Source organism: Roseovarius conchicola (assembly GCF_041403425.1).
In the GTDB taxonomy this organism is placed as follows: Bacteria; Pseudomonadota; Alphaproteobacteria; order Rhodobacterales; family Rhodobacteraceae; genus Roseovarius; species Roseovarius conchicola.
Map to the genome: position 1 here is coordinate 208,918 of NZ_JBGEHK010000001.1, position 21,990 is coordinate 230,907.

The following is a 21,990-nucleotide window of genomic DNA, read 5'->3' on the forward strand; positions in this document are numbered from 1 at the left end:
CATGACACAGATGCCCACACCACGCGGAAAACTGATCCCAAACCGGATGCTATCGGAGCTCACGTGGTTGCGCGTGGGCGGGCCTGCCGATTACCTGTTTCAGCCCGAGGACGAGGCCGATCTGGCTGCGTTCCTGCGCGATCTTGACCCGTCCGTCCCGGTTTTCCCGATGGGGGTGGGCAGTAACCTGATCGTGCGGGATGGCGGCTTGCGTGCTGTCGTGATCCGCATGGGGCGGGGCTTTAACAGCATCGAGATTGCCGGCAATCGCGTCACCGCCGGGGCTGCTGCGCTGGATGCTCATGTGGCCCGCAAGGCGGCGGAGGCGGGGATTGACCTGACCTTTCTGCGCACCATTCCTGGAGCCATTGGTGGGGCCGTGCGTATGAATGCGGGCTGTTATGGCAGTTATACGGCGGATGTGTTTGTTGAGGCGGGTGCCGTGACGCGGGCCGGGGAAGTTGTCACCCTGACTGCGGACGACCTGCAATTTCAGTATCGTCAAACCAATCTGCCTGAGGGTTGGGTGATCACCCATGCGGTTCTGGAAGGGCCGAAGGGCGACCCCGCCGAGCTGTCTGCGCGGATGGACGCGCAACTGAAAAAGCGCGATGAAACCCAACCCACGAAGGACCGCAGCGCCGGCAGCACCTTTCGCAACCCCGCCGGGTTCAGCTCGACCGGCAGGGCCGATGATGTCCATGATCTCAAGGCCTGGAAGGTGATTGATGACGCCGGAATGCGCGGTGCGCGGCGCGGCGGAGCGCAGATGAGCGAGAAGCATTCCAACTTTCTGATCAACACCGGGGACGCAACGGCGGCCGATCTGGAAGGTTTGGGCGAGGAAGTGCGAAAAAAGGTTTTCCAAACCAGTGGAATAGAGTTAAACTGGGAAATCATGAGGGTTGGCGAAACAACCCCTTGAGCATCCGTGAGGCGGATCGAAACTAAAAGCAACAGACCGGTCAACGGTCAGGCATATTGAGGCACTGGTGGGTCGTTCGAGCAGAAGAACCCCGAAAGTGGCGGTGATTATGGGTGGCCCTTCGGCTGAGCGCGAAGTGTCTCTCTCGTCAGGTCAGGAATGCGCCGCCGCATTGAGGGAAGCAGGCTATGAGGTGGTTGAGGTCGATGCAGGCCTCGACCTACCCGCGCGCCTGGCTGAGATTTCTCCCGATGTTGTGTTCAATGCCCTGCATGGCCGCTGGGGCGAAGATGGCTGTGTGCAGGGTCTGCTGGAATGGTTGCAGATCCCCTATACCCATTCGGGTGTTTATGCGTCGTCCCTGACGATGGACAAGCAACGCACCAAAGATGTCTACGCGGCTCATGGCCTGCCGTTCATGCACTCAGTCATTGCCACCAGTGACGAAGTCGAAGCGGCCCATGTGCTGGAGCCGCCTTATGTGGTCAAGCCGTTCAACGAGGGCTCGTCCGTTGGCGTCTACATCGTCGGCAAAAACCCCAATGGCCCACCGCAACTGGCCCGCGAGATGCCTGAGACGGTCATGGTGGAAACCTATGCGCCGGGGCGCGAGCTGACCACGACGGTGCTGGGCGATCGTGCGCTGACCGTCACGGATATCATCACCGATGGCTGGTATGATTATCATGCGAAGTATGCCGAAGGGGGATCGCGGCACGAGATTCCGGCCGATATCCCGTCCGAAATTTTTGACGCATGCATGGAGTATGCCGTGTGCGCCCATGATGCCTTGGGGTGCCGTGGTCTGACCCGAACCGATTATCGCTGGGATGAAACTCGCGGCCTTGACGGGTTGATCCTGCTGGAAACCAATACACAGCCCGGCCTGACGCCCACGTCGCTGGCCCCGGAACAGGCGGCCCATTGCGGCATGTCCTTCCCTGATCTTTGTGCCTGGATGGTGGAGGACGCCTCATGCAACCGGTGAACAAAGCTCAGGTTTCGCAAACGCCGCGCTCTGATCCCGCGCCGTCCCGTTGGGCGTATCGGTTTGAGCGGCTGATGCTGACCCCGATCTTCCGCAAGGTGCTGAAAGTTGGCGTGCCGATGTGCCTGGCCTTTGTGCTGGGCACGATGTATCTGGCCGATAATGATCGGCAGGAGAAACTGGTTCTGGCCATCGCCGACATGCGCCAGCAAATCGAGTCCCGCCCTGAATTCACGGTCAAGCTTCTGGCGGTCGAGGGTGCCAGCCAGATCACCGAGGCGCGTATCCGCGACATCTTCCCCTATAAGTTCCCGGCCAGTTCCTTCGATCTGGAACTGGATCTGATCCATAAAGTGATCAAAGACCTGCCCGCCGTTGCCGATGCGTCGGTGCGCATTCGACAGGGCGGCGTTCTGGTGGCCGAGGTGGTCGAACGGCAGCCGGTTGCCTTGTGGCGCAGTCACGCCGGGCTGGGCATTGTCGACATCGATGGCGTCGTGATCCGCTGGATCGCCGCCCGCGCCGAGCGGGCTGACCTGCCCATCGTGGCAGGCGAGGGGGCCGAAGCGGTGTTGCCCGAGGCGCTGGATATCCTGCAGGCCGCCGTCCCGCTGGGCGAACGTGTGAAGGGTCTTGTCCGGATGGGCGAGCGGCGTTGGGACGTGGTGTTGGATCGCGACCAACGCATTCTTTTGCCCGAGATCGGCCCGGTACGTGCACTTGAGCGCGTGATCGTGCTGAACCAGGTGCAGGACATGCTGGAACGTGATCTGGCGGTGGTGGATATGCGGCTGGCTGAAAGGCCAACAATAAGAATGACCGAGGCGGCCATGGAAGAATGGTGGCGGGTGATCAAGCTGAGCGCAGAGGCTGAAGAACAATGATCGAGCTATATGAATCCCAACGGGCGATGCGAAAGATGCGCGAAGCGGCGATGCAGCGCGGCGTGATTGCGGTGCTGGATGTGGGGACCTCAAAAATAGCCTGTCTGGTGCTGCGCTTTGATGGCACCGACCGCCTAGCCGAAGCAGATGGCATCGGCGCGATGGCAGGGCAGGCAGGGTTCCGGGTGATTGGCGCGGCCACGACACGCTCGCGCGGGGTGCGTTATGGCGAAGTCGAGGCGATGCAGGAAACCGAGCGTGCCATCCGCACCGCCATTCAGGCGGCTCAGAAGATGGCCAACATTCGGGTGGATCATGTGATTGCCTGTTTCTCGGGTGCCGATCCGCGCAGCTATGGGCTTGCCGGGATGGTCGATCTGGAAGGGCAGGTGGTGTCCGAGCAGGATGTCAGCCGCGTGCTCAGTGCCTGTGATGTTCCGGATTACGGCGATGGGCGTGAAGTGCTGCATGCGCAACCGGTGAACTTCGCACTGGATCATCGCAGCGGTCTCAACGATCCGCGCGGCCAGATCGGCCAGACGCTGTCCACCGATCTGCATATGCTGACCGTCGATGGCACCGCCGTTCAGAACCTCGCCCATTGTGTGAAACGCTGTGATCTGGAACTCGCCGGTCTGGCCAGTTCGGCCTATGTGTCGGGTATCGCAGCGCTGGTTGAGGATGAACAGGAACTGGGGGCTGCCTGTATCGATCTGGGCGGGGGCAGCGCCGGGATTTCGATCTTCATGAAAAAACACATGATCTATACCGATTCCGTTCGGATTGGCGGGGATCACGTCACGTCGGACATCTCGATGGGCCTGCAAATTCCCACCGCAATGGCCGAGCGGATCAAAACATTTTACGGCGGCGTTGTCGCGACCGGCATGGACGACCGCGAGATGATCGAGATCGGAAGCGACACGGGCGACTGGCATCACGACCGGCGCAATGTCAGCCGGGCCGAGTTGATCGGCATCATGCGCCCCCGCGTCGAGGAAATCCTTGAAGAGGTGCGCGCGCGGCTTGACGCTGCCGGGTTTGATCATTTGCCCAGCCAGCAGATCGTGCTGACCGGTGGGGGCAGTCAGATACCGGGCCTTGATGGTCTGGCCAGCAAGATTTTGGGGCAACAAGTGCGGCTGGGGCGGCCCTTGCGGGTGCATGGGTTGCCACAGGCGGCGACAGGGGCGGGTTTTGCCTCGGCGGTGGGGTTGTGCTGTTTCGCAGCGAATCCCCAGGACGAATGGTGGGACTTCGAGATTCCCGTTGATCGTTACCCGGCACGGTCGCTTAAACGAGCGGTTAAATGGTTCAAAGACAACTGGTAACCGCAATATGTGGACAGATTGGCGAAATACCGCGTATCGAGGCCAAAAAACTGCCATATTTTGTGGTAAAATGACAGTTTTATGGTGACGCAGGAACGCCAAATCGTTAAGATTAAGGCGGATTAGGCAGAAAACGCCCGCGAATGTGGGCTTAGCAGCAGGCGGACAGAGATATGACATTGAACCTCACCATGCCCGGTCACGAAGAGCTCAAGCCGAGGATCACCGTTTTCGGTGTCGGTGGGGCCGGTGGCAACGCGGTTAACAACATGATCGAAAAAGAGCTGGATGGCGTCGATTTCGTCGTGGCGAACACGGATGCGCAGGCCTTGCAGCAAAGCAACGCCTCAAGCCGCATCCAGCTGGGCGTGAAAGTGACCGAAGGGTTGGGCGCCGGGGCGCGGGCCAGTGTTGGCGCCGCCGCAGCCGAGGAAAATATCGAGCAGATCGTCGATCATCTGGCGGGTGCGCATATGTGCTTTATCACCGCCGGTATGGGTGGCGGCACCGGTACCGGGGCTGCGCCGATCATTGCGCAAGCCGCCCGTGAGCTTGGCGTTCTGACCGTAGGTGTTGTCACCAAGCCGTTCCAATTCGAGGGCGGCAAGCGGATGAAGCAGGCCGAAGACGGTGTGGAGTCCCTGCAGAAGATGGTCGATACACTGATCATCATTCCCAACCAGAACCTGTTCCGTCTGGCCAACGAAAAGACCACGTTCACCGAAGCCTTCTCAATGGCAGATGACGTTCTTTATCAAGGGGTTAAGGGCGTGACCGACCTGATGGTTCGTCCCGGTCTGATCAACCTTGACTTTGCCGATGTGCGCGCCGTCATGGACGAAATGGGCAAGGCCATGATGGGCACCGGCGAGGATGCGGGCGAAGATCGCGCGATCCAGGCCGCCGAAAAGGCCATCGCCAACCCGCTTCTGGACGAAATCAGCCTGCGCGGCGCCAAGGGTGTTCTGATCAACATCACCGGCGGGCACGACCTGACCCTGTTCGAGCTGGACGAAGCCGCCAACCGGATCCGCGAAGAAGTGGATCAGGACGCCAACATCATTGTCGGCTCGACTCTGGACGCCAATATGGAAGGTTCCATGCGGGTGAGCGTTGTGGCCACTGGCATTGACGCCTCCGAGGTACAGCATGACATTCCCGTGCCGCGTCGCTCGCTGGCGCAGCCGCTGCAACCCTCCACAGTGGAAGAAGAAGCCCCTGCCGCTGAGGAAGCCGCGCAGCCTGTCGCCGCTGAAACACGCAGCGAGCCGTCACTGTTTGGTGAAATCGACGCCGAGCGCGCCGCAGCAGAAGATCAGATGGAAGACATTTTCGAGCCTGAAACGGTCCGCCGCGCCGAGCCGGAGATTGAAACTGCATCTGACGACGTACCGCCCCCGGCCTACACTCCGCGCGTAGAAGAAGCTGCGCCTGTCGCGGCATCTGGGGAAGACGACCTTGACGGGTTCGTCGCTCCGCGCGCTCCTGGTGCCGGAACACCATCGCCGGAAGCGCTGGCGCGTTTGAACGCCGCGGTCAGCAAAGTGCCGAGCCGGAGTGATGCCCCGGCCGCAGTGCCGACACAACCCGCTGCGGATGCAGGTGAAAAACCTCGCTTCGGGATCAACTCGCTGATCAACCGGATGACCGGTCACGCAGGCGATGGTGACGCCCCTGCGGCGGCGCGTCCGGTGCGTCAGCAGCCCCCCGTAAGCGGCCAACAGGCGCAACCGGCACCGGTGGAATCGGCCGATGCCGAAGAAGATCAGATTGAAATCCCGGCATTCCTTCGCCGTCAGGCTAACTGAAAACCGCCGATTTCGTGAGATTGAGAAAGCCGCCTTGTGCGGCTTTTTCTGTTTTTGATCATGGGGTTACCGCCCGTAAAACAGGGGTGGGCAATTATCCGCCCGTCTGTGAAATGGCATGTTTCAGACCGTTACAAAGATTGAATTGAGCCCTGCGCCGCGGGCAACTAAACCTTGCCCACCGGCGTTAAGACGTTGGTAAGAAAAGACCAATGCCGAGGGGCTTTCGTGCAGACAACGATTCAATCGCAGATAGACTTTACCGGCGTCGGGTTGCACTCCGGCGTGCGGGCCGTGCTGCGCATTTTGCCTGCGATGCCCGGTCACGGAATAGTTTTTCGCCGCACCGATGTGCCTGCAGGCCAGGGTGAGATTCCCGCGCGGTGGGATTTAGTTCATCAATCACCGCTTTGCACGAAACTGGTGAACGAGCATGATGTCTCGATCTCGACGGTTGAGCATGTGATGGCAGCCCTGGTGGGGTGTGGTATTCACAACGCAACGGTTGAAGTCGACGGCCCCGAAGTTCCGATCCTCGATGGCAGTTCGGCGGCATTTGTCCGTGGTATTCTGTCCAAAGGTATTCGCAAATTTGCGGCCCCGCTGACCGCCCTGCGCGTGATCAAGCCGGTCAGCGTTGAAAAGGGCGAGGCCTGGGCCCGTTTTGTGCCTCATGATACGCTGCTGATCGAATTCAAGATCGAGTTTGAAGATGCAGCCATCGGCGAACAGCGCAAGCTGCTGAACATGTCGAACGGCAGCTTTGTCCGTGAGCTTAGCAACAGCCGCACCTTCTGCCGTAAGGCGGATGTGGATGCGATGCGCGCTAACGGTCTGGCCCTTGGCGGCACGTTGGAAAATGCGGTGGTGGTGGATGGCGAAGATGTCCTTAGCCCCGGCGGGTTGCGCCATGCGGATGAGGCTGTACGTCACAAGATGCTGGACGCTTTGGGCGATCTTGGTCTGGCTGGAATGCCAATCCTTGGTCATTATCAGGGCTTCCGAGCGGGCCATGCCCTGACCAACGACCTGCTGAGGGCGCTACTCGCGACGCCGAATGCATTTGAGCTGGTGACGTGTGACGCGGATATGACGGCGCGTCTTCCGGGCGCGGATGTTCATTGGGAAGAAATCCCTGACGTTGCCTGATCGATGGATCGGGGACACCCCTCGAAAATGCTTGCAGGAAATCGCACCAAAGGCGTTTTGCACCGGAAATTTCTGTGCTAGGACCATACCAGTACTGAGGGTAACCCCCTGCAAAACCGCAATGAAGGTGAGTTCGAGCATGATTAAGCGTTTCGCGCTGAACCTGAGCCGATCAGCTTGTGTGAAACCTGCGCGCCATTCAGATGCCGCGCCGGTTCATCTGAATTGCGACGATAAGACAGCCTTGCCTTTTGCCTTGATTTCCAGATCCCGTGCGCCGCTTGTCGGGGCGTTGGTTCTTGGTGTGGCCTTGGCGGGCTGCGGCAACCAACAGTCGGTTGAGCGGGGCAACGTCGATTACGAGCAATACACGGCCGAGCAGATTTTTGAGCGCGCCGAATATGATCTGGAGCAGAAGAACCCGGAACTGGCGGCACAGGTGTTCGGCGAGATTGAGCGCCTTTATCCCTATTCCGAATGGGCCAAACGCGCCGTGATCATGCAGGCCTTTGCCTATCACCAGGCTGAAGACTACGAGAACTCGCGCAGCGCAGCTCAGCGGTTCATTGATTTCTACCCGACCGATGAAGATGCCGCCTATGCGCAGTATCTTCTGGCGCTCAGCTATTATGATCAGATCGACGAAGTCGGACGCGATCAGGGGCTGACCTTTCAAGCGCTGCAGTCTTTGCGCGAAGTGATCGAACGCTATCCGGATACCGAATATGCACGCTCGTCAGTGCTGAAATTCGATCTGGCGTTTGACCATCTGGCCTCGAAAGAGATGGAGATCGGGCGCTATTATCTCAAGCGGGATCATTTTACCGCTGCGATCAACCGGTTCCGCGTCGTGGTCGAGGATTTCCAGACCACGACCCATACCGCCGAGGCGCTTCACCGCTTGGTAGAAAGCTATCTGTCGCTTGGTCTGACGGACGAGGCCCAGACCGCGGGGGCCATTTTGGGATACAATTTCCAAAGCACCGATTGGTACGAGGACAGCTATAAACTGCTGACCGGGCAGGGCCTGACCTTGCAGGCACAGGGCGACAACTGGCTGCGTCAGATTTACCGGCAGATGGTGCAGGGCCGCTGGCTCTGATCGCGGGCTGAGAGGGCAGGGTGCTCAGAAGCCTCCACATCCGAAATATGCTGATCATTGATCACCTCGAGCTGGATTTTCAGCCCGGGTTGAATGTTCTGACCGGTGAAACCGGGGCGGGCAAATCCATCCTGCTGGATAGCCTGGGTTTTGTTCTGGGCTGGCGAGGTCGGGCCGAACTGGTCCGCCAAGGAGCGGATCAGGGCGAGGTGATGGCCGAGTTTGATTTGCCCGAGGGACATGCTGCCTTTGAGGTTCTGGAACAGGCCGGATTGCCGATTGATGACGCGCTTTTGCTGCGGCGGGTGAATTCCAGCGATGGGCGCAAGACTGCTTGGGTGAATGATCGTCGCTGCTCGGGCGAGGTGTTGCGGCGCCTGTCGGATACGCTGATCGAACTGCATGGCCAGCATGATGATCGTGGTTTGCTGAACCCGGCGGGGCATCGCGAGTTGCTGGATATCTATGGCGGTTTGGATACGGCCCGGCACCAGGTGCGGGCTGCCTGGCGCGAGGTTTCAATACGACGCAAGGCGTTGGAGCAGGCCGAAGCGATGTTGGAGAAGATGCGCGCGGACGAAGAGTTTCTGCGCCATGCCGTGGGTGAATTGGATGCCTTGGCCCCCGAACCGGGTGAGGAGGCCACGTTGGACAGCCGTCGCAGGTTGATGCAAGGCGCAGAGCGTGTCCGCGAGGATATCGCAAAGGCGGCGCAGGCGCTTGGCCCGGACGGTGCCGAAGGGGCGGCGACGGATGCGCTGCGCTGGCTGGAAAGCGTTGCAGATCAAACAGATGGGCAGTTGGATGCGCCTTTAGCGGCCCTGGGCCGGGCGTTGGTTGAACTGGATGAGGCGGCTGGTGGTGTGACGCAGGCGCTGGAGTCTCTCACCTTCAATCCGCACGAATTGGAAGAGGCCGAAGAACGCCTGTTTGCAATTCGGGCGCTGGCACGCAAACATGACGTCGGGCCGGATGATCTGAGTGCATTTGCCGACGGTTTGCGCGAGAAACTGAGCGCATTGGATCACGGGTCTGACGATCTGGCCCAACTGCGCGCGGCACTGGACGGCGCGCGGGCGGCGTATGACAAGGCCGCTGAAAAGCTTGGCGAGAAGCGTCGCAAGGCGGCGAGGAAACTGGACAAGGCGATGATGGCCGAACTGGCTCCGCTAAAGATGGAGCGGGCGGTTTTTTCCACGCAAGTCAACGAGATACAGCCCGGACCTGATGGGCGCGACGAGGTGATCTTTACCGTCGCCACCAATCCCGGTGCCCCGGCTGGACCGTTGAACAAAATCGCCTCGGGTGGTGAGCTGAGCCGGTTTCTTCTGGCCCTCAAAGTTTGTCTGACTGGCATCGAAAGTGGTCTGACGCTGATCTTCGACGAGATCGACCGGGGGGTCGGCGGGGCCACGGCCGATGCGGTGGGACGCCGTTTGGCGCAGATTTCAGAAGGTGGTCAGGTGCTTGTGGTCACGCACTCCCCGCAAGTGGCAGCTAGGGGCGGACATCACTGGCGCGTCGAAAAACGGGTGGAGAAGGGGCAAACCTTGTCGAGTGTCGCGCCGCTGAATGCCGAGGAACGCCGGGACGAGATCGCACGCATGTTGTCAGGTGACCGGATTACGGACGAAGCCCGTGCAGCGGCCGAGGCGTTGATCGCTGAATAACTGCAATGCGATGTCTGATCCGCTTGGAAAACACTTGCAACAATCAGTTGCGCGGCGGCACCAGCTTGCCGGGGTTCATGATATTGTCCGGATCAAGCGCCTGTTTCACGGTCCCCATCAAAGCCCAGGCCCCACCATGTTCGGCGGTCATGTAATCCAGTTTGCCAATGCCGATCCCGTGCTCGCCGGTGGCCGTTCCACCCAGCGCCAGTGAACGTTCGACCATTCTGTGCGAGGCCGCCTTGGCACGCTTGACTTCCTCTGGATTGTCCTCATCAATCAACAGGATAGCATGGAAATTGCCATCACCCACATGGCCGAGGATGGGTCCTTGCAAACCAGCCTCGGCCAGATCGGCGCGAGTGTCATCAATTGCCTCGGCCAGCGCTGAAATGGGGACGCAGATATCGGTGACAATGGCGCGTGCACCTGGGCGGATCTGCAGGATTGCGTGGTAGGCGTTGTGGCGCATCGCCCAAAGCGCAGAGCGGTCTTCGGCCCTGGTGGCCCAGTTGAAATCTGACCCTCCATGCTCTTCGGCAATGGCACCAAAGGTTTCCGACTGCTCGGCCACGCTGTCTTGCGAGCCGTGAAACTCCAACAACAGATGAGGCGTTTCGGGCATTCCGCTGCCTGCATAGGCGTTGACGGCGGCCACGCTGTCACTGTCCATCAACTCGATCCGCGCCAAGGGCAGGCCCATCTGGATCGTGTCGATCACTGCCGCCACCGCGGCAGGCACGGTGTCAAAGGCGCAGACCGCGCTGGCTACCGCATCGGGTTGCCCCTGCAGGCGCAAGGTTACCTCGGTGATCAGGCCCAAAGTACCTTCTGACCCGACAAAAAGCCCGGTCAGGTCATAGCCAGAGCTGCTTTTGCGCGCGCGGGTGCCGGTACGGATCACCTCGCCCGAGGCGGTGACCACTTCAAGGCCCAGAACGTTTTCGCGCATTGTGCCATAGCGTACTGCCGTCGTCCCGCTGGCCCGGGTTGAAACCATTCCGCCGATCGACGCATTGGCCCCGGGGTCGACCGGAAAGAACAGACCGGTGGCGCGCAGGTCTTCGTTCAGTGCCTCGCGGGTGACGCCGGGTTGCAGGGTTACGTCCATATCAGCCTGACGAATGCCGAGGATCTGGTTCATCCGGCTGAAATCAACACTGATTCCGCCATGAATCGCCTGTGCCTGTCCCTCCAGAGACGTCCCCGCGCCCCAACCCACCATCGGACAGCTGTGCCGGGCGCAAATCTGCACCAGTTTCGCCACTTCCTCGGTGCTTTCAGGATAGGCCACCGCGTCCGGCGGGGTCAGGGGGAAATGGGTTTCGCTGCGCCCGTGCAGATCAAGATCAGACTTCGAGCACGTCAGCCGCGTACCCAGAAGATCAGAAAGTTCTGCGATTGCATCTTGAATACTCATACGTGACCTTGTGTTCCTGTTACCGGAGCGAGACTATGCGAAGCAGCCGCTTTGGAAAAGATCGCTGTTTTGTGTGAAAAGGACCTGAATGGCCGAGCCGAGAAAATCAATGCGCGCACAGATTTGGCAGGACGCCAAGACCGGTTTGCGTAATGGCTGGCAGGTGTTGTTGCTGCGTGGCCCCAGCCAGTTTCAGTTCTGGCTGATTGCGTTGATGATCGGTATCGCTGCCGGATTTGCCGCATTGTTTTTCCGAAAAGGTATCAATGCGTTGCAAGGCGTTGTTTACGGAGCGGAGGATACAAGCCTTATCCATTCCTGGGCGGCCGATCTGCCGTGGTGCTGGCTTTTGATCGTGCCCACCCTGGGCGGGCTGGTGGTGGGATTGATATTGCACCATTTCACACCGGATGGGCGCGCCCGCTCGGTCGCGGATGTGATCGAAGGGGCGGCCTTGCATGAAGGCCGTGTTGAAAAGCGGGCCGGGGTCGCTTCTGCGCTGGCCTCGTTGATCACATTGGGCACCGGGGGATCATCCGGGCGGGAAGGCCCTGTTGTGCATATGGCGGGGGTGATTTCCAGTTGGGTCAGCAACAGGATCAATGCAGATGGGATCACCGGGCGCGACCTGATGGGGTGCGCTGTGGCGGCGGCTGTGTCTGCCTCGTTCAATGCACCGATTGCGGGGGCGCTCTTTGCGCTTGAGGTGGTGTTACGCCATTTCGCCGTACACGCGTTTGCCCCCATCGTGATCGCCAGCGTGGCAGGGACGGTGATCAACCGTTTGGAATTCGGCGACGTGACAGAATTCGTTCTGCCCACCGCCAGCGCGCTGGAGTTTTACGTGGAACTGCCCGCCTTCCTGATCCTTGGCCTTGTCTGCGGCATGGTGGCCACGGCGATGATGCGCTCGATCTTCCTGGCCGAGGACATCGCCAGCCATCTGCAGATCCGCGCCAAACTGCCCCGATGGCTGCGCCCGGCTGTGGCGGGGTTGATGTTGGGCGCATTGGCGATCTGGTTCCCACACATCATCGGGGTGGGGTACGAGACAACATCCGCGGCGCTGACCGGTGAATTGCTTTTGCATGAGGCAATTGTCTTTGCCGCGCTCAAGGTGGTTGCAGTGGCAATTACATTGGGCGGGCGCATGGGCGGGGGCGTGTTCTCGCCTTCGCTGATGGTGGGCGCTCTGACCGGTCTGGCCTTTGGTTTGATTGCCACGGCGATCCTGCCGGACGTGTCAGGCGCGCACACACTTTATGCGCTGGCCGGGATGGGGGCGGTGTCTGCCGCGGTGCTGGGCGCGCCGATTTCCACCACGCTGATCGTGTTCGAACTGACCGGCGACTGGCAGACCGGGTTGGCGGTGATGGTTGCAGTATCCACCTCGACGGCCTTGGGGTCACGGATGGTGCAACGCTCGTTCTTCCTAGCGCAATTGGATCGCCGGGGCACGCAACTGGCCGCAGGGCCGCATGCTTACGTGCTGTCGATGTTCCGGGTAGCCAAGCTGATGCGCGGCCCGGACGATCCGCGCGCTGCAGATGAAGATCGCTGTTGGGAGCTGATTGAGGACGGCATTTACATCGATGGAAACGCCACGCTTGAGGCCGCGATGCCGATCTTTGATCGCGCGGCGGTGCCGTTCATACCGGTGGTCACCCTGGCGGGTGAAGGTCAGCCCCCCGAGCTGTGGGGTGCGTTGTTTCATGTGGACGCCCTCAAGACTTACAACCGGGCGCTGGCAGCTGTCTCGGAAGAAGAACACAGCTGATTTTCGGGGTGAACTGATTGGTTCGGCGGGATTTGGCCTGTGGGCGGGACGTTGATGTTTCGATGAATCTTTGGGATTCAACATATTATTATTAATTACTATTTTGCACTTTAACGCTTGATCCTGTTTATGGGATTTCTAAAAACAGACTCAAATCGTCTGCGCGGAAATTGACCGATGCGCAACAAACGCATTGACCGTTTGGAAATCGCCTAGCTACCCTAGGTTGCATATTTCTCTAACTCGATTTTCGTTCTTTTTTGTCGCCTATCAATTTTTCTGCCACGTCTTTTCCGGGATCCCTATGTCTGATTCCTCAAATTTTTCTCCATCTGACCTGACGCTGTCGTACCAAGTCTCGGCGGATCGGTTCACTGGGTCTGCACAAGTCAGCGCCGATTTTGACCTGCCTGCAGGACGCAACGATCTGCAGCCGGGTCTTGGGCTGATGTACACGTCCTCTCGCATGCAGGGTCCGTTTGGGCGGGGCTGGGCCCTGAGGGGGCTGCCGGTGATCAGCGTCGACAGCAGCGAGGCGTTGCCGCGCTACGATCAGAGCGATGGCTATGCCAGTACGATCGGCGGAGCACTTATACCCCAACGCGATACGGCCGGGCGGGCGATATCCCGTGACGTACCAGGGTTTAGGGTCGAACGGTTTCTCGGTCAGGACAATGCCAGCCGCATTCGGTTTGAGCGTTGGATCGAAACAGCCACGGGGCAGGTGCATTGGCGCAGTCGCGATACCACCAATGCTGTCACGGTTTATGGGCGCGATCCTGCGGGGCAAGCCCGTATCGCCGATCTCACCGACCCGAGACGCATCTATCAATGGCTGCCTGAACTGACGGTGAACGCGCGCGGCGATGCGGTCTGGTATCAGTATCAGGCCGAAGATTTGCGCGGCGGAGCCGGAACGCGTCTGGCCGATCGCTCGCGGCGCGACGCTTTGGCGCAACGATATCTGAAATCTGTGCATTGGGTGAACACGGACCCCGCACAGGATGTCGATGCTTTCGACCCGGCCAGCAGCCAGTGGGCGTTCCATCTGGTGCTGGATTACGGGGATCATGACCTCGTTGACCCAACGCCTGCGCCGGATCGCGACTGGGCGGTGCGGGTTGATCCGTTCTCGACCGGTTCGGCAGGGTTCGACGTGCGCAGTTGGCGGCTGTGCCGGCGGACGTTGTTGTTTCACCAGTTCGATGATTTGGGTCCGCAACCGGTTCTGACGCGCACCATCAGCTTTGAATATGACGCGCGCCAGGATGGGTCGTTGTTGCAAAGCATCACCAAAACCGGCTGGCGCGACGGCGACAGCCGCGCGATGCCCCCGTTGCGGTTTGACTATACCCAGCCCTCGATTGCCGACACATTCGCCGCCGTACCCGCGCCGTTGCAGGCCTCTGCACCGGGTGGTGTGTCCAACGCGAAAACTTTGTTGGCTGATCTTTATGGCGAAGGGTTGCCCGGGCTTTTGCAGGACGATCCGGCGGGCTGGTTTTTTCAACGCAACCTGGGAGGAGGCCACTTTGCCCCGCCGGTTTGCGTCCAAAGTCGTCCGGCGCACAGCCTTGCTGCGATCTCCATCGGGGATTTTGATGGCGACGGCAACATGGACGCCGTGGCCTATGCCGGGCAGGGGGCAGGTCATTACCGGTTTGACCGCGAACAGGGGGAATGGAGCGCCTTTAACCTGTTCGATGAAATGCCCGCCTTGTCCAATCTGGCGGGGGTGCAGCGGCTTGATCTGACCGGGGATGGGCGCGCCGATCTGGTGATGCGTGATGGCGACGGCCTGCGCTATTATGAATCCCGCGGCAGTGCCGGATATGCCGCCGAGGCGCGTCGGACAAGGATGAGCGAAGGTGCCGCCCAAGGCCCCGCAGGTGGTCCGCCACTGACCAATGATGCGGCCACGGATTATCTTTTCGCCGATATGACCGGGGACGGTTTGCAAGATCAGGTGATGATCCGCAGCGGCATGGTGGCCTATTGGCCCAGCCATGGTGGCGGCCGGTTCGGCGCGCCTGTGGTGATGGAAAATGCGCCGGTGCTGGACACCGGTGGCGGCTTTGCCATTGATCGCATTCTGCTGGCTGATCTGGATGGCTCTGGCGCCGCCGATCTGATCCAGCTGGGTGAGGGCGAATTGCGCATCTGGACCAATCAGGCCGGCAATGGCTGGAGCGCGCCGCGCGTGCTGTCCGGTCTGCCGATGATCGACACGCAAAGCACGGTCGAGATTGCCGATATCATGGCCGATGGCCGCCTTGCGCTGGTCTGGTCCGAACAGCGTTCGGGCCGTATTGCCACCTGGCAAAGTCTTGCGCTCTCAGGGTCGGTGCCACCGGGGTTGATCCGTGAGGTGACCAATGGAATGGGCCGTCGTGACAGCCTGCACTATGGTCACTCGGCCGCGCATTACCTGCGCGATCAGGGGACGGATCGGGCGTGGGACACCTTGCTGCCTTCGCATCTGATCACGGTGGACCGCATCGTCAACGAAGACCTGATCAATGGTGCGCAGTACGAAACCGAGATGCGTTATCGCAACGGAGCCTATGATGGGCGCACGCGCAGCTTTGCCGGGTTTGGCGAGGTGGATCTGCTCAATGCCGAGTTCCTGCAGGAAGACGGTAGCGCCGTCCCGGTCAGTGAACCTTTGCTGTCGCGCGGGTTTTTCGATCACGGGCAGGGCGATCCGCAGCAAGCCCGTTATTGGCAGGGCGACCCGGCGGAAATCAAGGTGCCTGCTTTCACGCTTGAGCGTGCACCGGGCGCACCGGTACCCGATCCTGAAACGCTTCAGGATGCGCGCAAATGCCTGCGCGGGCGTGTCGTGCGGGAAGAGTTTTATGCCGTTGGCCCTGACGGTCCCGAGTCAGTGCCGCAATCGGTCAACCAATCGGGCTTTTCGGTGCGTATCGAACAGCCGCCAGCCGCCACGGCGCTGTTGCGCAACCGGCGCCGCCCGCAAGAGCGCGCGGTGCTTGCCTGTTTTGATCGCGAAAGCAGTGCGGCGCTTTACGGCGGCGTGGCCGACGATCCGCGCCAGTCGCACGGGTTTGTCCTGAGCTACGATGCCCACGGGGCTGCGACCCTGGCAGCAACACTGCATTACCCGCGCAGGGCTGGACAACCTGTTGAGGACACAGGACAGACCACCCTGCATTGCGAGATCAAACGCAAGACACTCTATCACGAGGACAGCGATGCGGTCCTGTCTCTGAACCTGCTGCGCGAACAGGAGGAGTTTGCGTTGCCGGGCCTTGCCGCGCCAGCGCGCGGATGGTTCCGGTTTGACGAGATATCAGCGGCGATTGATGGCGCGCTTGCCAACCCGCTCGACTTCGCGGCCCCTCCGGCGGCTGGCCGCGCCCTGCGCAGCAACTGGAGCCGTCAGATCTATTACGACGGAGCAGGGCAGGCGGCGGATTTTGCCGCGCCCGCCACAATCGCACAACCGCCCCGGCTGCATCATGCGGAAACGGCCGTATTCTCGGATCTGTTTGCCACCACTCACTACGGCGCCGGAATTGGCGCGCGACTGACGGCGCTGGATCATTGGCTGCAGGACGGGCATTGGTGGCACGCCACCGAAACGCTGACCTATCTGGGCGCGCCCGGTTTCTTCCGCAGCACGGGTCACATTCTGCCCGATGGCCGGACGGTCAGCGCCGCCTATGACGACGCGCATCTTTTTGCCGTGTCCGTGACCGATCCTTTCGGGGCGGTGGCACGCAGTGTGATCGACTATGTCGCGCTGGCCATTGGACGTAGCGAAAGCCCGACCGGCGCGTGGAGCGAAACTGTCTTCGATTCGTTGGGCATCCCCGTGCGCGCAAGCCATGGCGGGACAGTGATGGATGCAACCGATACCGAGCAACCCTGGGGCTTTGATCCGCCTGTTGCAGGCCCGGCCCTGACGCTGGCCGCGGCGCTTGCCGACCCTGCAGCAGCACTTGGCGGGGCCTCTCAGGTGATGGTCTATGATCTTGAGGCGTTTGAGCGCGACGGGGCGCCGCCCGTGCAGCTGTCGATCCTGGCGGGGGATTTGCCCAATGACGGGCAGGGTGGTGCGCAGGCCAACGGACATCTGCGTGTCGAACTGCTGTATCATGATGGCTACGGCGAACTGCTGAGTGCGAAGCAACGCACCGAGGCCGGACCGGCCATTCACCGCGACGGGGCGGGTAATATCGTGTTGGCTCCGGATGGTACGCCGGATTTGCAAGACGCTGCGGTACGGTGGAGCACCAGCGGCTGGGTCGCGCGCAACCGGAAAGGCGAACCGATCCGCGCGTTTGAGCCCTATTTCTCGGATCGCCCCGACTACGAACCCGATGCCGTTCTGCAAAGCTTTGGGCGGGTAACGGAACAGTTCTTTGACGCCTTTGGCCGGGTGATCCGTCGCTTGTTGCCGGGCGGGGCGATGGAGCGGGCCGAGTTTGGCACCTGGAGCGAGCGGCATTTCGATGCCAATGACACGGTTGATCAATCCGCCTGGCGGCTGTCGCGGGAAATCCTGCCAGCGGCCCATCCAGAGCGGCGCGCGCTGACGGGCAGTTTACCCCATGCGGGCACCCCGGTTGAGCGTATTTTTGACAGTATCGGTGCGCAGGTGCGGCTGCGCGAGGATGGTGGAGCTTCTGGCCTGCGTGAGGTGCGCAGCGTGTTTGATCACTATGGCGATCCGGTCCGGGTTGTTGACGCACGCGGTGTCGACACCTCGCGCCATGTGTATGACATGAAGGGCCGCAAGATCATTGAATGGCTGGCGGATTCAGCACAGACTCAGGCGCTGTTTGACGCACGTGACAATGCTGTTGAACTGACCCAGGCCAATGGCACCACCCGGATGGTACAGTTTGATGCCACCGACCGGATCGTGGCGGTGGATGTGGATACCGGGGGCGGGCCCGAACGTATCGAGACGATCACTTATGCCGATGATCCTGCAGATGCCGACACTCTGGCGCGCAACCTTCTGGGACAGGCGGTGACCACGCGGGATGAGGCGGGCGAACATCGTCTGCTGGATGCGCTTCCGACAGGGCAACCGATGCGCAGCTCCACGCAGTTGATCGCCGATGCCGAGGTGATCCCGGATTGGTCCGGGGCCGTTGCGCTGGAGGGAGATGTCTTCACGTCGCGCATGGTTCATGATGCCTTTGGCCGCCCGGTCAGCGAGGATCGCCCCGATGGTTCGCGGGTGCGTGCCCGATACACCGATGGCGGGCATCTGAGCGCGGTGTCGGTTGCCACTCTGGATGGACAGGTGGCTGAAACCGAGGTGATCGGTGCGGCGCGTTACTCGGTGCATGGGCAGCGTGAATTTGCCCGGCTGGGCAACGGCGTGGAACTGTCACGCAGCTATGATGCCGACACGCTTCTCGTGCGCCGGATCGAGGCGCGTCGGCCTGCGGCCGGTCCGCGCGTGCGGCTGTTGCAGGACCTGCGCTATACCTATGATCCGGTGGGCAATATCACCGCCTGTGAAGACCTGGCCCATGATCCTGCTGGCGGTGCGGCATCTGCTTTCTTCCGCACCGCGCCGGCGGTCAATGCGGCGCGTTTTTACAGCTATGATCCCTTCTATCGCCTGACCGGGTGCGAGGGGCGGGCGCATTCTGCGCTCACCGCCACTGCGGGTCCACGTCCCGGTTTTGGCCTGTCCGATGGCAGCGCAACCGAACGTTTCACCCAAACATATACCTATGATCTGTCGGGCAACCTGACCCAGTTGCGCCATATGGGCGGCGCGGCGAATTTCACGCAGGATTTCTGGGTCGATGGGGCCAGTAACCGCTCGCGCCCTGCGCTGGGTGCGGATGGTTTGGCCTATCCCAATCCCGGGGCCGATTTCGCGGCGGCCGGTGAGATGCGGCAGATGGATCATATCGCGCGACTGGAATGGCGCCATGATCAACGGCTGGCGCGTGCCGTGGTGATCGATCGCTCGGGCCAGGGTCTGCCGGATGATGACGAGATTTACGTCTATGACGGCGGGGGCAACCGGATGCGCCGCATCACCCGCCGGATGCTGGCGGGTGGCATCGTCGAGCGGATCGAGGTGACCTACTTCGCCGGTGGCCAGCGCCGCCGCATTTTCCGCGATGATCAGATGATCCTTGAGCGGTTTACCACGCGCCTGTCTGACGGGCTGTCGGATGTGGCCGAGCTCTACCGCTGGACGCAGGACAGCACCGCGCGCGAAACCGACAATATCGCGGCAACGCGCCTGCGCTATACGCTGGGCGATCATCTTGGCTCGGCGACTTTGCGGCTGGATGAGACGGCGAATATCATCTCTTATGAAGAATACCTGCCCTATGGCCAGCGTGCGTTTATGGCCGGGGATGACGCCCGCGAAGTGGCGCTGAAAACCTTCGGGTTTATCGGGCGAGAACGCGATGATGCCACGGGCTTGCACCATATCGGACAGCGGTATTATGCTAGTTGGCTCTGTCGCTGGATTTCACCTGATCCGGCCGGGGACGAGGATGGTCCCAACCTTTACATCTATGCGCAATGTAATCCGGTCACGTATCTTGACCCCACCGGGTTACAAACCACCGGCGGCAACCAGCGTGGTCAGACCTCACGGGTGACTTTGTCCGAAGTTCCCCAAGAGGTGATCGACGCGATCAATGCAACACGGGCCTCCGATCCGACACGATTTGCGCAACTTCAGGCGCTGCATGCGGCCAATAACTTCACCTACTACATTGACTATGACGGCGTTGTGCATCTGGGCAGCGTGCCCGACATGATCGCCCTGGCCGAAGCCGATCTGGCCGCCGGTAACGACGTGAAAGTGGCAAGCGTGGCAAACAGTTCCGACGCAGAGGAGGGGGAAGGCGGTGGCGGAGACCCCGATGCCGAGGAGGACAACGAAGACGCCGAGGTCTCTCTTCATCAAAGTGTGACCGGGGAGACCGATGAGACTGGCACTGAGACCGGAACGGATTCCACGAACAGCGCCGGTGAAGGGGACGCGACCGACTCAAGCGGCACCGGGGACGAGGGTACTGGTGCGGATGGTGAAGGCACCACGACCGGCGATGATGAAGGCAGCGAGGACGGCACTGGCAGCAACCCCGTCTCGACCGGGACAGGGGATGGCGGTGGCGGCACCTCTACCGATCCGAATGCCCGCGGTTTGGGGGATCAGGGCACGGGCCGGGGCGCGGGCGCCGGTGATCCAAACAGAACCGGTGCTGGCTCGGGCGGCGAACATACCCGCCCCGGTGGTACCGGGTCCGGCGTGAGCGCAGGCACCAAGCCGGGCGGCGGTCCGGACGGCAAGAAAGGCGGGCGGGGCAGTGGCACCGGCACCGACCCGGATGCCAATGGCACCAACCCTGATGGGATCAGAGGCGGCAGTGGCAATACGCCGGGCGGTCAGGCCGGAGGCCAGGAAGGCGGCACCGCAGGCGGCCACATCGAGGGGTCGCTTGAAGGCAGCATGAACGGCAGCGCCACGGGCAGTCCGGGCGGTGGGCCGGACGATGGCACCGGTGGTGAACGTAGCAGCGGTAACGGCAATCGCGGCGCACAAAGCGGCGGCAGCTCGGGTTCGGGCGAGGCCACGGGCGATGGCAATGGCAACTCCCAACCCGGCCAGGGCGGCGCGGGTGGCGAAGGCGGCAATGCACAGCAACCCGCCACGGTGATGGACACGGTTGTGCGCTATGCCGGGTATTGGAACCTCGAATTCGGCAATGACGACGCGAACGGAGAATCCGGGGGCATCCCCGGCGGCATGGGCAGCCTGAACCTGGGCGCCTGGGGGCAAGGGCTCTATGTGGCGTTGACCGTTGTGGACATCGTGTTGACCGTGGTCACATTGGGCGGATTGGCGGCGATCAAGGCGGGACTGAAACTGGCGTTGAAGGCTGGTATGAGGGCGCTGACAACGCTGGGACGTAAAGCCGCCCAAACCCTGTCGGTCAAGGGACTAAGGCAACTGTCGATCCGCGGTGCTCGACAGATGAGTATTTATGCAGATAACGTTTTCAGGTGGGTTGCTGGCGATTACATGCTTCAGAGCCGCCTCTACCACTGGGCGATTGGCAAAGGCGGCTGGCGTGCAGCGATGGCCAACAGTTCGGTCGGACGCTGGCTTCTCTATGGGATGACGCCCGGTGCCTCGGCAGTGCCAACAGTGGGTGGCAAGTTTCTTGGGTTCTGGCCCTATATGCGATCCGCTATCACCAACACGGCCACGCGGTTGCCAAACAAGATTGACGGGCTTGTTCATGAAAGCGTGCACGCCTTTACCAACCTGGTGGCTTGGCCAGTCAAACAACTGATCTGGAGAACGCCGAAAGGGCAACCGGTCTTTGCGGTCCTCAGCCAGTTGGACGAGATGGCTGCCTATACAATGGGTCGATTGGCGTCGGGGCGCTTGCATGCCCTGCCGATGGTTCCGATGAACGCGCTGCATTCAACCTATATGCTTTACTTCCAAATGGGCGGCCAGACCATGGCGCGCAGGGCGATGGGCTGGACAGCTGCCGGGATGGCGGGTCTTGGTGGCGTGGCTTACGGGGCCTACCGTTATCTGACCGGCGGCGAAGAAGAGCCCGCCGAAAGTGGATCCGGACCATGAGCGCCCCGGGTCCTGATACCCTCGGCAACGCGGCCCAAGCCGCCCGTTTGGCCGCCCTCGACACCGTTGGTCGCTTGGTCCGGCTCGACCAAGTGATGGGCGGGCAGGTGCTGCATACCGGATTTGGCTTCGGCCCCGAATTCTGGCTGCTGCCCGAGGGCACGGCCCCCAACGAAATTGAAACAGACGGCGTTCAGGTGACCCGCCCCACAGCAGCAAAGCTGATCTGTGATGGTGCCAATCCGCTTAGTGATCCAGACCCGCTGCGTTTGCGCGGCGTAACCATAACCATGCGTATCCCTCAATTTTGAGAGGAACG

General features: G+C 61.2%; 12 protein-coding genes. 11 read left to right on the forward strand and 1 reads right to left on the reverse strand.

Annotated features, from left to right (window positions below; all coding sequences use genetic code 11):
* Position 1 precedes the first annotated feature (1 nt).
* The 8 genes from murB to recN all read left to right on the forward strand — a co-directional run bounded on the left by murB (position 2) and on the right by recN (position 9,857).
* Positions 2-925, forward strand: coding sequence for a UDP-N-acetylmuramate dehydrogenase (gene murB, locus V6N02_RS00965; protein ID WP_371223388.1), 924 nt, complete (start codon positions 2-4; stop codon positions 923-925).
* A gap of 97 nt (positions 926-1,022) precedes the next feature.
* A complete protein-coding gene (locus V6N02_RS00970; RefSeq protein WP_371223390.1) occupies positions 1,023-1,913 on the forward strand; it encodes a D-alanine--D-alanine ligase in 891 nt (296 codons plus the stop codon).
* Entirely contained in the window at positions 1,901-2,797 is an 897-nt protein-coding gene (locus tag V6N02_RS00975; protein WP_371223392.1) for a cell division protein FtsQ/DivIB, read from the forward strand. The genes V6N02_RS00970 and V6N02_RS00975 overlap by 13 nt, the downstream gene beginning before the upstream one ends.
* Positions 2,794-4,128, forward strand: coding sequence for a cell division protein FtsA (ftsA, locus tag V6N02_RS00980; protein WP_371223394.1), 1,335 nt, complete (start codon positions 2,794-2,796; stop codon positions 4,126-4,128). The genes V6N02_RS00975 and ftsA overlap by 4 nt, the downstream gene beginning before the upstream one ends.
* Before the next feature lie 173 nt (positions 4,129-4,301).
* A complete protein-coding gene (ftsZ, locus tag V6N02_RS00985; protein ID WP_371223396.1) occupies positions 4,302-5,936 on the forward strand; it encodes a cell division protein FtsZ in 1,635 nt (544 codons plus the stop codon).
* 228 nt (positions 5,937-6,164) lie between these two features.
* Entirely contained in the window at positions 6,165-7,085 is a 921-nt protein-coding gene (lpxC, locus tag V6N02_RS00990) for a UDP-3-O-acyl-N-acetylglucosamine deacetylase (protein WP_371223398.1), read from the forward strand.
* Between the two features lie 139 nt (positions 7,086-7,224).
* Complete coding sequence (locus V6N02_RS00995; RefSeq protein ID WP_371223400.1) at positions 7,225-8,187, forward strand: outer membrane protein assembly factor BamD; 963 nt, start codon at positions 7,225-7,227, stop codon at positions 8,185-8,187.
* Between the two features lie 20 nt (positions 8,188-8,207).
* Positions 8,208-9,857, forward strand: coding sequence for a DNA repair protein RecN (gene recN / locus V6N02_RS01000; RefSeq protein ID WP_371223402.1), 1,650 nt, complete (start codon positions 8,208-8,210; stop codon positions 9,855-9,857).
* A gap of 43 nt (positions 9,858-9,900) precedes the next feature.
* On the opposite strand, the gene V6N02_RS01005 is transcribed toward recN, so the two are convergent.
* Entirely contained in the window at positions 9,901-11,277 is a 1,377-nt protein-coding gene (locus V6N02_RS01005) for an FAD-binding oxidoreductase (protein ID WP_371223404.1), read from the reverse strand.
* A gap of 88 nt (positions 11,278-11,365) precedes the next feature.
* On the opposite strand from V6N02_RS01005, the gene V6N02_RS01010 reads away from it, so the two are divergent.
* The 3 genes from V6N02_RS01010 to V6N02_RS01020 all read left to right on the forward strand — a co-directional run bounded on the left by V6N02_RS01010 (position 11,366) and on the right by V6N02_RS01020 (position 21,982).
* Positions 11,366-13,054: a chloride channel protein gene (locus V6N02_RS01010; protein ID WP_371223406.1), complete on the forward strand. Its 1,689-nt coding sequence runs from the start codon at positions 11,366-11,368 to the stop codon at positions 13,052-13,054.
* A gap of 304 nt (positions 13,055-13,358) precedes the next feature.
* The gene (locus V6N02_RS01015; RefSeq protein WP_371223409.1) at positions 13,359-21,671 is read left to right on the forward strand and encodes a SpvB/TcaC N-terminal domain-containing protein; all 8,313 of its coding nucleotides are present in this window, start codon (positions 13,359-13,361) and stop codon (positions 21,669-21,671) included.
* On the forward strand, positions 21,668-21,982 hold the full coding sequence (locus V6N02_RS01020) for a hypothetical protein (protein WP_371223411.1): 315 nt from the start codon (positions 21,668-21,670) through the stop codon (positions 21,980-21,982). The genes V6N02_RS01015 and V6N02_RS01020 overlap by 4 nt, the downstream gene beginning before the upstream one ends.
* The last annotated feature ends 8 nt before the right edge of the window (positions 21,983-21,990 follow it).